Origin of the sequence: Variovorax sp. LjRoot84 (assembly GCF_964254305.1) — a bacterium.
Classification (GTDB): Bacteria; Pseudomonadota; Gammaproteobacteria; order Burkholderiales; family Burkholderiaceae_C; genus Variovorax.
The window spans coordinates 4,062,143-4,075,898 of sequence record NZ_CAXUTE020000001.1 but is presented as its reverse complement, the minus strand read 5'-3'; the positions used below and the strand labels follow the sequence as shown (position 1 = coordinate 4,075,898).

At 67.4% G+C, this 13,756-nt stretch carries 13 protein-coding genes; 4 read left to right on the top strand and 9 right to left on the bottom strand.

The window, feature by feature from the left end; translation table 11 throughout:
• Nucleotides 1-43: 43 nt before the first annotated feature.
• Genes ACSQ9I_RS20250 through ACSQ9I_RS20210 form a run of 9 tightly spaced genes read right to left on the bottom strand, consistent with a single transcriptional unit; the run spans nt 44 to nt 9,115 of the window.
• Nucleotides 44-1,036, bottom strand: coding sequence for a Bug family tripartite tricarboxylate transporter substrate binding protein (locus ACSQ9I_RS20250; protein WP_436314234.1), 993 nt, complete (start codon nt 1,034-1,036; stop codon nt 44-46).
• 44 nt (nt 1,037-1,080) lie between these two features.
• Nucleotides 1,081-2,178 carry a lactonase family protein gene (locus ACSQ9I_RS20245; protein WP_436314233.1) on the bottom strand — a complete coding sequence of 366 codons (1,098 nt, stop codon included), beginning with the start codon at nt 2,176-2,178 and terminating at the stop codon, nt 1,081-1,083.
• A 28-nt stretch (nt 2,179-2,206) separates the two neighbouring features.
• Nucleotides 2,207-2,971 (bottom strand): SDR family NAD(P)-dependent oxidoreductase, encoded by a 765-nt coding sequence (locus ACSQ9I_RS20240; RefSeq protein WP_436314232.1) that lies wholly within the window; start codon nt 2,969-2,971, stop codon nt 2,207-2,209.
• A gap of 13 nt (nt 2,972-2,984) precedes the next feature.
• Nucleotides 2,985-4,559, bottom strand: coding sequence for a galactarate dehydratase (gene garD, locus ACSQ9I_RS20235; protein WP_436314231.1), 1,575 nt, complete (start codon nt 4,557-4,559; stop codon nt 2,985-2,987).
• A complete protein-coding gene (locus ACSQ9I_RS20230; RefSeq protein WP_436314230.1) occupies nt 4,556-5,854 on the bottom strand; it encodes a TRAP transporter large permease in 1,299 nt (432 codons plus the stop codon). Before ACSQ9I_RS20230 ends, garD begins: the two co-directional genes overlap by 4 nt.
• A complete protein-coding gene (locus tag ACSQ9I_RS20225; protein ID WP_436304721.1) occupies nt 5,845-6,384 on the bottom strand; it encodes a TRAP transporter small permease in 540 nt (179 codons plus the stop codon). Before ACSQ9I_RS20225 ends, ACSQ9I_RS20230 begins: the two co-directional genes overlap by 10 nt.
• Nucleotides 6,381-7,349 carry a TRAP transporter substrate-binding protein gene (locus ACSQ9I_RS20220; RefSeq protein ID WP_093103214.1) on the bottom strand — a complete coding sequence of 323 codons (969 nt, stop codon included), beginning with the start codon at nt 7,347-7,349 and terminating at the stop codon, nt 6,381-6,383. The genes ACSQ9I_RS20225 and ACSQ9I_RS20220 overlap by 4 nt, the downstream gene beginning before the upstream one ends.
• Before the next feature lie 42 nt (nt 7,350-7,391).
• Complete coding sequence (locus tag ACSQ9I_RS20215; protein ID WP_093103215.1) at nt 7,392-8,282, bottom strand: SMP-30/gluconolactonase/LRE family protein; 891 nt, start codon at nt 8,280-8,282, stop codon at nt 7,392-7,394.
• 5 nt (nt 8,283-8,287) lie between these two features.
• Nucleotides 8,288-9,115, bottom strand: a complete 828-nt coding sequence (locus tag ACSQ9I_RS20210; protein WP_093103217.1) for an NAD-dependent epimerase/dehydratase family protein — start codon at nt 9,113-9,115, stop codon at nt 8,288-8,290.
• A 66-nt stretch (nt 9,116-9,181) separates the two neighbouring features.
• On the opposite strand from ACSQ9I_RS20210, the gene ACSQ9I_RS20205 reads away from it, so the two are divergent.
• From ACSQ9I_RS20205 to ACSQ9I_RS20190, 4 genes are all read left to right on the top strand, one after another.
• Nucleotides 9,182-10,006, top strand: a complete 825-nt coding sequence (locus ACSQ9I_RS20205) for a FadR/GntR family transcriptional regulator (RefSeq protein ID WP_093103218.1) — start codon at nt 9,182-9,184, stop codon at nt 10,004-10,006.
• 129 nt (nt 10,007-10,135) lie between these two features.
• Nucleotides 10,136-11,110 carry a Bug family tripartite tricarboxylate transporter substrate binding protein gene (locus ACSQ9I_RS20200; protein ID WP_093103220.1) on the top strand — a complete coding sequence of 325 codons (975 nt, stop codon included), beginning with the start codon at nt 10,136-10,138 and terminating at the stop codon, nt 11,108-11,110.
• 128 nt (nt 11,111-11,238) lie between these two features.
• Nucleotides 11,239-12,150 (top strand): 5-dehydro-4-deoxyglucarate dehydratase, encoded by a 912-nt coding sequence (gene kdgD / locus ACSQ9I_RS20195; RefSeq protein WP_436314229.1) that lies wholly within the window; start codon nt 11,239-11,241, stop codon nt 12,148-12,150.
• Between the two features lie 106 nt (nt 12,151-12,256).
• The gene (locus ACSQ9I_RS20190; protein WP_436314228.1) at nt 12,257-13,693 is read left to right on the top strand and encodes an aldehyde dehydrogenase family protein; all 1,437 of its coding nucleotides are present in this window, start codon (nt 12,257-12,259) and stop codon (nt 13,691-13,693) included.
• Nucleotides 13,694-13,756: the final 63 nt, after the last annotated feature.

Sequence of the window (13,756 nt, the reverse complement as noted above, 5' to 3'; positions counted from 1 at the left end):
GCGATTCTATCGAGCGCCCCGCCTGTCGCCAGTGGGACGGCGGCTACTCCGCCTTGATCGCCGCCGCCTTGATCACTTGCGCCCATTTTTCGACCTCGGCCTTCTGGAAGGCGGCGATCTGCGCGGTCGTCATGTCGGCCGGTTCCATGCCGAAGCCCTTGAGCTTGTCCTGCATCTCGGGCTGGGCGAGGATTTTGCGGATCTCGGTGTGCAGGCGATCGACCACAGGCGCCGGAGTCCCGGCCGGCACGAAGATGGCCTGCCAGGACAGCACCTCGAAGTCCTTCAGGCCCGGCAGGCCCGACTCCGCCACCGTCGGCACGTCCGGCATCGCGGCCAGCCGCTTGGCCGAGCTGACCGCGATCGCGCGCAGCTTGCCGCTCTGGATGTGCGGGCCGGCCACCACGGTGGTGTCGAACATCATGTCGACCTGGCCGCCGATCACGTCCTGGATCGCAGGGCCGCTGCCCTTGTAGGGCACGTGCGTGAACTTGACGCCCGACCTGTACGACAGCAGCTCCAGCGTCAGATGCTGCGAGGTGCCGGTGCCGGCCGAAGCGGACGAGAGCCCGCCCGACTTGGTCTTGCTGGCCTCCAGCACATCCTTCAGCGTCTTGTAGGGGCTCGCCTGGTTGACCACCAGCACCACCGGGTTGGTGCCGATCAGCGTGACCGGCGCAAAGGACTTCTGCGGGTCGTAGCCGATCTTGGGGTAGAGGCTCACGTTGATCGCGTGCGAGCTGATGGTGCCGCCCAGCATCGTGTAGCCGTCGGGCGCGGCGCGCGACGCGATCTCCGACCCCACGCTGCCGCCGGCACCGCCCTTGTTGTCGATCACGATGCTGGTGCCCAGCGCGGGCCCGAGCTTCTGGCCGATCAGGCGGCCGAGCACGTCGGTGGTGCCGCCGGCCGGGAAGGGCACGAGGTAGGTGATGGCCTTGCCGGTCGGCCATTGGCCTTGAGCGAAAGCGGGCAGGGCGGGCAGGCCCGCGGCGAGCGAGGCGATGGCGGTTTGGATGAGGGTGCGGCGTTGCATGACAGTGTCTCCTTGGCGTTCAGGTACAAAAACTCAGCGCGAGCTCACGGCAGCTCGACGATCTCGACCCAGTTCGGGTTCTTGCCCAGCGGCAGTCGCTGGGGCGTGCCGAGGGCACCGCTCGCAGCGTCGATCGGGTGCACCGAGGCGCTGTGGGACTCCTGGCCGACGGCGATCAGGAAACGGCTGCTCGGATCGATGGCGAAGCCGCGCGGCGTCTTCTCGGTCGGTGTCTGGCCCAGCGCTTGCAGCCGGCCGGTCGAGGCGTCGACCTTGAAGCCCGACAGCGTGCTGGACGTGCGCTCCGATGCGTAGAGATAGCGGCCGTCGGGCGTGAGATGAAGATCGGCGGCCCAGGGCTTGCCGGTGAAGCCCGCGGGCAGCACGGTGGCGCTCTGCTGGAGTTGCAGCGTGCCGCGGGCGGCGTCCCAGGCATACACATGCAGGCCGGCGTCGAGCTCGTTCAGCAGGTACACGTTGCGCTGCGCCTTGTCCCAGACGAAGTGGCGCGGTCCCGACTTCGCCGCGCCGGTCGTCAGCGGCGGGTCGTTGGGCGACAAGACTCCGGTCTGGGCGTCGAAGCGCCAGCTCGAGACGTTGTCGCCGCCCAGGCTGGTCGCCAGCACGAAGCGATTGCCGGCATCGGCGTGAATGGCGTGTGCGTTGGGTGCCGTGGGAAGCAACTGCTGGATCGGGCCGACGTTGCCCGCCTTGTCGATGCTGTTGACCGTGATCTTGTGCCCCGGGTAGGAAGCCGCGAACAGCCAGCGCCCCGTGGCGTCGGTGTCGATGTTGGCCATGCTGTCGGCCAGCGGCGCCTCGCCCAGCTTCTTCAGCTTGCCGCTGGTGCCATCGATCGCGAAACTCGCGACGCGAAAGGGCTGCGAGCGAAGTGCGGCGTACAGGAAGCGCTTGTCGGGGCTCACGGCCATTGGCATCACCATGCCGCCGACGTTCACCGACTCCACAGGCTTCAGCGTGCCCTGGGCGCGGTCGAGCTCGAGAACGGAGATCTCCTGGCTGTCCGCATTGGACACGTAGACCCAGGTGGCGGCCGAAACGTTGCCGCCGATCGCGGCGAGTCCGGGCACGAGCAGCAGCGCGAGGCGGCGCAGCGCGCGAGAAGTGATGGCTGGATGCATATTTTTCTTCCTTAGGGGTTCAGCCGGTTCAAGGCATGTACTGGCCGCCGTTGACTTCGAGAATCTGGCCCGTCACGTAGCTCGAAAGCTGCTCCGAGGCGAGGTAGAGAAAGGCGCCCACGCAGTCGTCGGGCTCGCCGATGCGGGCCATCGGGATCGTGGCCTTGAAGGACTCGAGCATCTGGGGCGTCGAGAACTGGTCGTGGAAGGGCGTCTGGATCACGCCCGGCGCCACCGCGTTGACGCGGATGCGGTCGAGTGCAAGCTCCTTGGCCAGGCCGCGGGTCGCCGTGCTGACGAAGCCCTTGGCGCCGGCATACAGGTAGGCGCCGGGCCCGCCGCCGTGGCGCGCCGCGACCGACGAGACGTTGATGATGCTGCCGCCGCGGCCCTGCGCGCGCATCAGCGGCACCACTTCGCGGCAGAAGGCGAGCACCGAGCGCGCGTTGATGTGCAGCACCTCGTCGAAGAGCGCGTCGTCGAAGTCGGCGATCGGCACGCGCTTGACCAGGCTGCCGGCGTTGTTGACAAGGACGTCGATGCCGCCAAGTCGTGCGACGGTTTCGCGCACCACGCGCCGGATCGCTTCGGTGTCGCGCACGTCGCCCTGCAACGCGAAGGCTTCGCCGCCGGCGGCGGTGATCGCGTCCACCACCTCCTTCGCGGGGCCGGCCGAGCGGTTGTAGTGGACGGCCACGCGCATGCCGCGCGCCGCGTAGGCCCGTGCGACGGCGGCACCGATGCCGGTGCTGGCGCCCGTGACGAGGGCGGTCTTGCCTTTCAGATCTTTCATGCGATTCTCCTTTTCAGGTGACGGGCGCCGGGTTGAACAGCACCAGCGCGTTGTGCAGCTTCCAGTGCTCGGCCCAGGTCTTCTTGCGGCCGCTGGCCACGTCGAGCATCAGCCGGAACAGCTCCCAGCCCACGTCTTCGATCGTGGCTTCGCCGTCGGCGATGCGGCCGGCGTTGACGTCCATCAGGTCGTGCCAGCGGCGCGCGAGATCGCTGCGCGTGGCGACCTTGATCACCGGCACCTCGGCCAGCCCGTAGGGCGTGCCGCGGCCGGTGGTGAACACGTGCAGGTTGATGCCGGCCGCGAGCTGCAGCGTGCCGCAAATGAAGTCGCTGGCCGGCGTGGCGGCATAGAGCAGGCCCTTCTGCTGCGCCTTCTCGCCCGGCGCGACGACGCCCGAGATCGGCGAGCTGCCCGACTTCACGATCGAGCCCATCGCCTTCTCGACGATGTTGGAGAGCCCGCCCTTCTTGTTGCCGGGCGTGGTGTTGGCGCTGCGGTCGACGCGGCCCTTGTCGAGGTAGGCGTCGTACCAGGCCATCTCGCGGATCATCGCCTCGGCCACCTCGGGCGTGGTCGCGCGGGAGGTGAGCTGGTCGATGCCGTCGCGCACCTCGGTCACCTCCGAGAACATCACGGTCGCGCCGGCGCGCACCAGCAGGTCGGTGCAGAAGCCGACCGCCGGGTTGGCCGTGACGCCCGAGAAGGCATCGCTGCCGCCGCACTGCACGCCGACCACCAGCTCGCTGGCGGGCACGGTTTCGCGCCGGCGGGCGTTGAGGCGCTCGAGATGCTCCTCGGCCTGGCGCAGGATCGAATCGACCATCGACATGAAGCCGATGTGCGCCTCGTCCTGCAGGCACACCACGTCCAGCCCGGTCTCCGCGCTGGCGCCGACGTCGGCCACGTTGCGTTCGTCGATCAAGGGAATCGTGCCGGGCGGCATCAGGCGCTCGGGCTGCAGCTTCTCGCAGCCCAGGCTCACCACCATCACCTCGCCGCCGAAGTTGGGGTTGAGGCTGATGTTGCGCAGCGTGCGGATCGGAATGATCGCGTCGGGCGCATCGATCGCAACGCCGCAGCCATAGCCGTGCTCCAGCGCCACCACGTCGTCGACGTTCGGAAACTTCGGCAGCAGCTCGGCCTTGATGCGCTGCACGGCGAACTCGGTCACGCCGGCCACGCACTGCACGGTCTGGGTGATGGCCAGGATGTTTCGGGATCCGACCGAGCCGTCGGGATTGCGGTAGCCCTCGAAGGTGTAGCCCTCGAGCGGCGCCTGCGGCGGCGGCTTGACGGTGGCGATCGGCAGGCCTTCGAGCTCGCGCGCGGCGGGCATCTTCAAGAGCCGCTCGTGCACCCAGCTGCCGGCGGCGATGGGCTTCAGCGCATAGCCGATCACGACGTCGTAGCGCCGCACCTCGCCGCCTTCGGGAATGTCGACCAGCGCCACCTTGTGCGCCTGCGGCACCTTCTCGACCAGCGCCAGGCCCGAGGGGAACACGGTGCCGGCAGGCAGCCCGCCGTCGTTGGCCACGATCGCGACGTTGTCGCGCTCGTGCATGGTGATGTAGAGGGGTTCGCTCATTTGGGTGCGGAGAAGAGCTCGGGCAGCCACAGGGAGAAGGCCGGCACGTAGGTCACGAGCATCAGGCACACCAGCAGCGCCCCGTAGAAGGGCCAGATCGATCGCATCACCTGCCCGACCGACACCCCTCCGATGGCGCAGCCGATGAACTGCGTGGTGCCGACCGGCGGCGTGTTCAGGCCGAGCGCGCAGTTGATCAGCATGACGATGCCGAACTGCACCGGGCTCATGCCGAACTGCATCGCGATCGGCAGGAAGATCGGCGTGCAGATCAGGATCGTGGCGGCCATGTCGAGGAAGGTGCCCAGCACGAACAGCAGCACGTTGATCATCAGGAAGATGACCCACGGGCTGCTCGAGACCGAGGTCATCAGTTCGCCGGTTTTCTGCGGCACCTCGTACAGCGCCATGAAGTAGCCGAAGGCCGAGGAGATGCCGATCAGCAGCAGCACCACGCCGGTGGTCTTGCAGGCCTTGGCGCAGGCCTTCAGAAAATCCTGCCAGCTGAGCGACCGGTACACCAGCACCGTGACGCCCAGCGCCCACAGCACGGCGGTGGCTGCCGACTCGGTGGCGGTGAACACCCCCGACAGGATGCCCACGAGGATGATCGCGACGATCAGCAGCCCGGGCAGCGCGCCGATGAAGGCCGCCAGCACCTCGCCCCAGCCGGGGAAAGCGCCGCGGATCGGGTAGCCGCGCTTGATCGCCACGTAATACGCCGCCCCCAGATTGCACAGCGTCAGGATCAGCGCCGGAATCATCCCCGCCAGGATCAGGCTCAGCACGCTGACCGAGGCGATGCCGGTGGTGGCCAGTGTGAAGATGATGAGGTTGTGCGAGGTCGGCATCAGCGCGCCGACCAGCGCCGCGTGCGTGGTGACGTTGACCGCGTAGTCCGCGTCGTAGCCCTCGCGCTTCATCAGCGGGATCATCACCGAGCCCATGGCCGACACGTCGGCCACCGGCGAGCCCGCCACGCCGCCGAACAGCGTGCAGCCGATCACGTTGCTCATGCCGAGCCCGCCGCGCACATGGCCGATCAGGCTGTTGGCAAAGCGCACGATGCGTTGCGCGATGCCGCCGTAGAGCATCAGCTCGCCGGCGAACACGAAGAAGGGGATGGCCAGGAACGAGAAGATCTGCATCCCGCCGACCATCTTCTGGAACACCACCGCCACCGGCAGACCGGCGTAGAGCACGGTGGCGACCGAGGCGAGGCCGATCGAGAACGCGACCGGCACGCCGAGGACCAGCAGCACGAGAAAACTAAGAGAGAGAACAGTCAATTCCACGCCGGCACCACTTCCTCGTCACGCAGCAGTGCCACGATGTGTTCAACCGAAAACAGAACGATCAACATGCCCGCGATCACGAGCGCCAGGTAGTCCATGCCCACCGGAATGCCGAGCATGGGCTTGATGTCGCTCCACTTGAGCCGGGTCCAGAGCCAGCCGCTGGAAACCATGATGGCGCCGAACAGCGCCACCAGCGCGTGGATCAGGATCTCGATCTTGAGGCGCAGCGACTCCGGCAACAGGGCGACCAGCGAATCCAGGCCGATGTGGCCGGCATCGCGCACGCCGACCGCCACGCCCAGCGCGGTGACGTACAGCACCAGCTGCAGCGCGAGGCCCTCGGCCCAGACCGGCGTGTCGTTGAAGAGGTAGCGCCCGACCACCTGGTACTGCACGCACACGATGATGGCGATCAGCAGCACCACCGCCAGCATCAGGCTGGCCTTGGACAGCAGCGCGCACACGCGCGAGTACGCATGGCGCGAGGGCGGGCGCGACGTTTCGGATTCGGCCGGCCCGTCGATCACTTGTTGTCCTGGATCGCCTTGACCAGGCGCTGCAGGTCCGGCGTGGAGATGAACTTGGCGTACACCGGTGCCATGGCGGCGCGGAACGAGGCCTTGTCGACGTCGGACACGATGGTGGCGCCGCCTTTGGTGACCACCTCGAGCGACTTGGCCTCCTGCTCGTCCCACTTCTTGCGCTGGAACGCGACCGATTCCTTGGCCGCGGCGCGGAACATGTCCTGCTCGGCCTTGGGCAGCTTGTCATAGACGGCTTTGGACATCACCAGCATCTCGGGGGCCATCGAATGCTCGGTGCGCGAATAGAACTTGACGGCCTCGTAGTGCTTGAAGCCGTCATAGGACGGGATGTTGTTCTCCGCGGCGTCGATCAGCCCGGTCTTGAGGCCGGTGTAGACCTCGCCGATCGGCACCGGCGTGGCATTGGCGCCCATGGCGTTGATCAGCGACACCCACAGGTCGGATTGCTGCACGCGGATCTTCATGCCCTTGGTGTCGGCCAGCGACTTCACCGGCTTCTTGGCGTAGATCGAGCGCGCGCCGCTGTCGTAGAAGGCCAGGCCGACCAGGCCCTCGGGCTCGCAGCTCTTCAGGATCTCCTCGCCGGCCGGGCCGTCGAGCGACTTGCGCATGTGGGCGATCGAGTCGAACAGGAAGGGCATCGTCGGCACCAGCGTCTTGGCGCACAGCGAGTTCAGCGGGCTGATGTTGACGCGGGTCATCTCCAGCGCGCCGATCTTCACCTGGTCGATGGTTTCCTTTTCGGTCCCCAGCGCGCCCTTGTTGAAGACCTTGATCTTGTATTTGCCGTTGCTGCGCTTGTCGAGCAGCTCGCTCATGTACTTGACCGCGGCCACGGTCGGGTAGTCGTCGCTGTTGTGCACATCGGCCGAACGGAACTCGACGGCGTGCGCGGCCACGCCCAAGGCGGCGGCCGCCAGGGCGATCAGGGTGCGGGTGTATGTCATTTGTCTTCCTCTTTGGTGGTGGTTTATGGAAATTGAACGTTGTCAGGTGCCGAACGCGGGCTCCGCGATGCCTTGGGTGCCGGGGCGCAGCGCGAACAGGCCGCCGGCGAGCGGCTGCTCGGAGAGATCGCCGCCCGGGCGGATCGAGGTCACGAACAGCGTGTCGAGCTTCGGGCCGCCGAAGGCGCACATCGCGGGCTTCTTCACCGGCACTTCGAGCGAGCGGTCGAGCCTGCCTGCGGGCGTGAAGCGGTGCACCAGGCCGGCGTCGTTGCCGCAGATCCAGTAGCAGCCGTCGGCGTCGACCGCGGCGCCGTCGGGCCGGCCGGGCAGCGGCTTCATATCGATGAAGACGCGGCGGTTCGTGGGCGTGCCGCTGGCCGTGTCGTAGTCGAAGGCCCAGATGGTCTGCACGCTCGGGTGCGAATCGGAGAGGTACATCGTGCGGCCGTCGGGGCTGAAGGCCAGGCCGTTGGGCACGATCAGGTCGTCGAGTTGCACGGTGGGTGCTTCGGCGCCTTTGTCATAGCGATAGAGGTGCCCGACGCGCGAGCCGGCTGCCATGTCCATCAGCATGGTGCCGGCCCAGAAGCGGCCCTGGCGGTCGCAGCGGCCGTCGTTGAAGCGCATGCCGGGCAGGGCGTGCTCCACCTGGGCGAGCCGCGTCGCGGCGAGCGTGCCGTCGTCCTGCGCTGCAATCGAGAACAGGCCGCTTTCCATGCCCGCGATCCAGGCGCCCGGCACGTCGGCGCGCGGCGCGATGCAGGCCAGCATCTCCTCACCGATCCACTTCACATGGCCGGCCGCCGACCAGCGGTGCAGCGCCCGACCCGGGATGTCGACCCAATAGAGCGCTTCGTCAGCCGCCGACCACACAGGGCTCTCGCCCGTGCCGCAGCGAGCATCGACCACGAGCTCGGCTTTGCTGGACATGGCCTTCAATCGCCGAAGGGGCCCTGGGCGGTAAAGGCGCCGCCCTGGTAGATGGCGTTCGGGTCGGTCGGTGCCACGGGCGGCTGCGCCTCGATCTTGGCGCGGAAGACTTCCGAGCTGTCCTGCGGCTGGAAGCCCAGGTGCGCGGCCGCGCTGTTGTCCCACCAGACATCGCGGTTGGCCGACACGCCGTAGACCAAGGTATGGCCCACGGAGGGCGTGAAGAGTGACCTCTCGACCAGCGTCGTCAGGTCGCGGTAGCTGAGCCAGGTGCTCATCATGCGGCGGTTGGCCGGCTCGGGGAAGGAGGAGCCGATGCGGATGCTCACGGTCTCGATGCCCCAACGGTCGAAGTAGAACTGCGCCACGTCTTCGCCGAAGGATTTGGACAGGCCGTAGTAGCCGTCGGGCCGGCGCGCGGCGTGGGCGTCGATCGTTTCGCTCTGCTTGTAGAAGCCGATCACATGGTTCGAACTCGCGAACACCACGCGCTTCACGCCATGCCGGCGCGCGCCTTCATAGAGATGGAAGATGCCCTTGATGTTGGCTTCGAGGATTTCCTCGAAAGGGCGTTCGACCGAGACGCCGCCCAGGTGCACGATCGCGTCGCAGCCGGCGATCAGCGCATCGACCGCGGCCTTGTCGGCCAGATCGCAGGGCACGACTTCCTCGTGCTTGCCCTCGGCCGGCGCGAGCGCCGCGATGTCGGAGACGCGCAGCACATCCGCATAAGGACGCAGCCGTTCGCGCAGCACCTTGCCCAGGCCGCCGGCGGCGCCCGTCAGAAGCAGCCGGGCCACGCGGGGCGGATTGGCTTTGGAAATCTCACTCATCTCTTGTTTGTCTCTGGTGGTAAGTTATCGGTTGTCGTACAACGAGATGACGATTATCATCACCGCATGACGAACCTGTCAACGGGGTCAATCGCTAGCGCCGAGGCCGCCACCTTCACCGGCAGCCCGCGCCGCCGCGGGCGCGGTTTGGCCCATGGCCTGGTCGACGATCTGGGCGAGAAGATCCGCAGCCAGCAGCTCAAGCCGGGCGACAAACTGCCGACCGAGTCGGCCATCATGCAGGCCTACGGCGTGAGCCGCACGGTGGTGCGCGAGGCGCTCTCGAAGCTGCAGGCGGGGGGGCTGGTGGAGACGCACCACGGCATCGGCACCTTCGTGCTGCAGCCCAAGGCCGCGGGCATGTTCCGGCTCGATGCCTCGGACATCGCGACCTCGGTCGACGTGCTCGCGGTGCTCGAGCTGCGCATCAGCCTGGAGACCGAATCCGCCGGCCTGGCCGCGACGCGCCGCACCGACGAGCAGCTGGCCGCGATGCGCGAGGCGCTCGACGATTTCGAGCGCAACGTGGCGGTGGCGGGGGACACGGTGGCGCCCGACTTCCGTTTCCATCTGCAGATCGCTCAGGCCACCGGCAACCCGTACTTCGCGGACATCATGAGCCACCTGGGCACCACGATCATTCCACGCACGCGCATCACGGCCATCCGCAACCACGACCGGCGCGGCGAATACCTGAGCCGCGTGAACCGCGAGCATGAAGAGATCTACGCCGCCATCGCGCGGCGCGACCCGGAGTCGGCGCGCGCGGCCATGCGCATCCACCTGACCAACAGCCGCGAGCGGCTGCGGATCGCGCAGGCAGCGGCCAAGAGCGCCGCTGCCGAAGCCGCGCCGCCTGGCGATCCGGCCGATAGCACGCCGCCGGCCTGAGCGGCCGGCGCGCAGGACTGGACAGGGCGTCCAACTAGTTGTACGATGACTGATGACGAAGCCCGAAGCGGCATGCATGTGCGTGCCTGCGCGGCAGTCGCCCATTCCCATCCTCAGGAGACACAAGACATGACCATGAATCGACGCGATCTCGTGCTCGGCGCACTCGGCACCGGGCTGCTGGCCGCAAGCGGCGCACAGGCTGCCGACGCCTGGCCCGCCAAACCCATCCGCATCGTGGTGCCGTATCCGCCCGGCGGGTCGTCCGACATCATCGCGCGCTCGATCAGCCAGCCGCTGTCGGAAGCGCTCAAGCAATCGGTCATCGTGGAGAACCGCGCCGGTGCCAACGGCAACCTCGGCGCCGACCTGGTGTCCAAGGCGTCGCCCGACGGCTACACGCTGCTCTTGTGCGACGTCGGCGCGCTCGCGATCAGCCCGTCGGTCTACACCAAGCTGCCGTTCGACCCGTCGAAGGACCTGCGCGGCGTGACCATGCTGGCCTATTCGCCGCACCTGCTGGTTGTGCATCCGTCGGTGCCGGTGAGCAACCTCAAGGAACTGGTCGCGCTGTCGAAGAAGTCCGACCTGAACTTCGCCGTCACCGCCACCGGCAGCGCGCCGCACCTCGCCGGCGTGGCGCTCGAACGCGCCAGCGGCGCGCGCTGGCAGTACGTGCCCTACAAGGGCGGCGTGCAGGCCATCCAGGACACGGTGGGCGGCCAGACCCAGGTGCTGATGAACGGCATGCTCGCGACGCTGCCGCATGTGCAGAGCGGCAAGCTCAAGATCCTCGGCGTCTCCAAGTCCACGCGCATGCCGCTGATCGGCGATGTGCCGACCATTGCCGAGCAGGGCGTGCCCGGCTTCGACTCCGGTACCTGGCAAGGCATGCTGGCGCCGCGCGGCACGCCCGAGGCGGTGATCCAGCGCCTCAACAAGGAACTGGTTTCGATCATCCGTTCGCCCGACATCCGCTCGCGCCTGGCCGGGCAGGGTGCCGAGGTTGTGACCATGGCGCCGACCGAGCAGGAGCAGTTCTTCAACAAGGAACGCGCGCGCTGGGCCAAGGTCGTCGATGCGGCCCAGATCAAGCTGGACTAGAGCAACTATCCCGGCCGTTCGGGCTGAGCTTGTCGAAGCCTGTCTTGAGCAAGGACGAGGGGCCCTTCGACCAAGCTCAGGGCGAACAGAGCTGAGGACTCATCTTTTTCTTTCTTCACTTCAATCGCATGAATCCGCAAGAACTCAAATCCATCATGGGCTCCGGCCTGCTGTCCTTCCCATTGACCGACTTCGACGCCGAAGGCAACTTCCACAAGAAGGGCTACATCGAGCGCCTCGAATGGCTGGCGCCCTATGGCGCGAGCGCGCTGTTCGCGGCCGGCGGCACCGGCGAGTTCTTCTCGCTGACCGCCGACGAATATCCCCAGATCATCCGCACCGCGGTCGACACCTGCCGCGGCAAGGTGCCGATCATCGCGGGCGCCGGCGGCCCCACGCGCTTCGCGATCCAGTGCGCGCAGGCGGCCGAGAAGGCCGGCGCCCACGGCATCCTGCTCTTGCCGCACTACCTGACCGAAGCCGGCCAGGAAGGGCTGGCCGCGCACGTGGAAGCCGTGTGCAAGAGCGTGAAGTTCGGCGTCATCGTCTACAACCGCGGCCAGAGCAAGCTCTACCCGGCCACGCTCGAGAAGCTGGCCGCGCGCTGCCCCAATCTCGTGGGCTTCAAGGACGGCATCGGCGACATCGAGCTCATGAGCTCGATCCACCTGCGCATGGGCGACCGCTTCGCCTACCTCGGTGGCCTGCCGACGGCCGAGGTCTATGCGGCGGCCTACAAGGCGCTGGGCACGCCGGTGTATTCCTCGGCGGTGTTCAATTTCATCCCGAAGACCGCGATGGACTTCTACAAGGCGGTGGCCGACGACGACATGGCCACGCAGCATCGCCTGCTCAAGGAGTTCTTCATGCCCTACCTGGAGATCCGCAACAAGGGCCACGGCTACGCGGTGAGCATCGTGAAGGCCGGCGCCAGGATCGTGGGACACGACGCCGGCCCGGTGCGCACGCCGCTCACCGAGCTCAAGCGCGAGGAGTACGACGCGCTGGCGGCGCTGATCGACAAGCTCGGCCCGCAATAGGCCGTTTCCGAGTGCGCTCGTTGCAGGGAGCGTAGAGTTCCCCACTGCGCGGGGCCGCTCTTGCGGCCCTTCATTTTTTTCCCCGACCGACCTCCAAGGAACTGCCATGCAGAACTTCGACAACCTGATCAACGGCGAATGGCGCGCCGGCGCCAGCTACAGCCCGAATACCAATCCGAGCAACCTGGGCGACGTGCTCGGGCAATATGCCCAGGGCGATGCCGCCCAGGTGGATGCGGCCGTCGCGGCAGCCACCGCGGCCTTCCCGGCCTGGTCCACCGGCAGCATCCAGGCGCGCAGCGATGCGCTCGACAAGATCGGCAACGAGATCCTGGCGCGCAAGGAAGAACTCGGCACCCTGCTCGCGCGCGAGGAGGGCAAGACCAAGCCCGAAGGCATCGGCGAAGCCACGCGCGCCGGCCACATCTTCAAGTTCTTCGCCGGCGAATGCCTGCGCCTCTCGGGCGAAGTTCTTCCCTCGGTGCGCCCGGGCATCGGCGTCGAGATCACGCGCGAGCCGGTAGGCGTGGTCGGGCTCATCACGCCGTGGAACTTCCCGATTGCGATCCCCGCCTGGAAGATCGCGCCGGCGCTGGCTTTCGGCAATTGCGTGGTGCTCAAGCCCGCCGACCTGGTGCCGGGCTGCGCCTGGGCGCTGGCCGAGATCATCAGCCGCTCGGGCATTCCGCCCGGCGTGTTCAACCTCGTGATGGGCCGCGGCAGCGTGATCGGCAACGCCCTGGTCGACCATCCCGGCATCCATGCCATCAGCTTCACCGGCTCGGTCGGCGTCGGCCGCAACATCGCGGTGCAGTGCGCGACCAAGCACAAGAAGGTGCAGCTCGAGATGGGCGGCAAGAACCCACAGGTGGTGCTGGACGACGCCAACCTCGAGCAGGCCGTCGAGCTCAGCGTGCAGAGCGCCTTCTATTCGACCGGCCAGCGCTGCACCGCATCGAGCCGGCTGATCGTGACCGAGGGCATCTACCCGACGTTCATCGAGGCGATGAAGGCGCGGATGGCGAAGATCAAGGTCGGCGACGCGCTGGCGCAGGGCACCGACATCGGCCCGGTCTCCAGCGAGAGCCAGCTGCAGCAGGACCTGAACTACATCGAGATCGGCCAGGGCGAGGGCGCCACGCTGGCCGCGGGCGGCGAGCGGCTGAAGCTGGACACCGAGGGCTACTACATGTCGCCGGCGCTGTTCAGCGAATCGGTGGCGTCGATGCGCATCAACAAGGAAGAGATCTTCGGGCCGGTGGCCAGCGTGATCCGGGTGAAGAACTACGAGGAGGCGCTGGCGACCGCCAACGACACCGAGTTCGGCCTGTCGGCGGGCATCGCGACGACGAGCCTGAAGTACGCGACGCACTTCAAGCGCCACAGCCAGGCGGGCATGGTGATGGTCAACCTGCCGACCGCGGGGGTGGACTATCACGTGCCCTTCGGCGGGCGCAAGGGGTCGAGCTATGGGCCGCGGGAGCAGGGGCGCTATGCGCAGGAGTTCTTTACCGTGGTGAAGACGGCTTACACGCTGGCTTGAGCGTCTTGTCTTGCTCCCTCTCCCTCCGGGAGAGGGTTGGGGTTGGAGGCGCCGGAGCCGGGA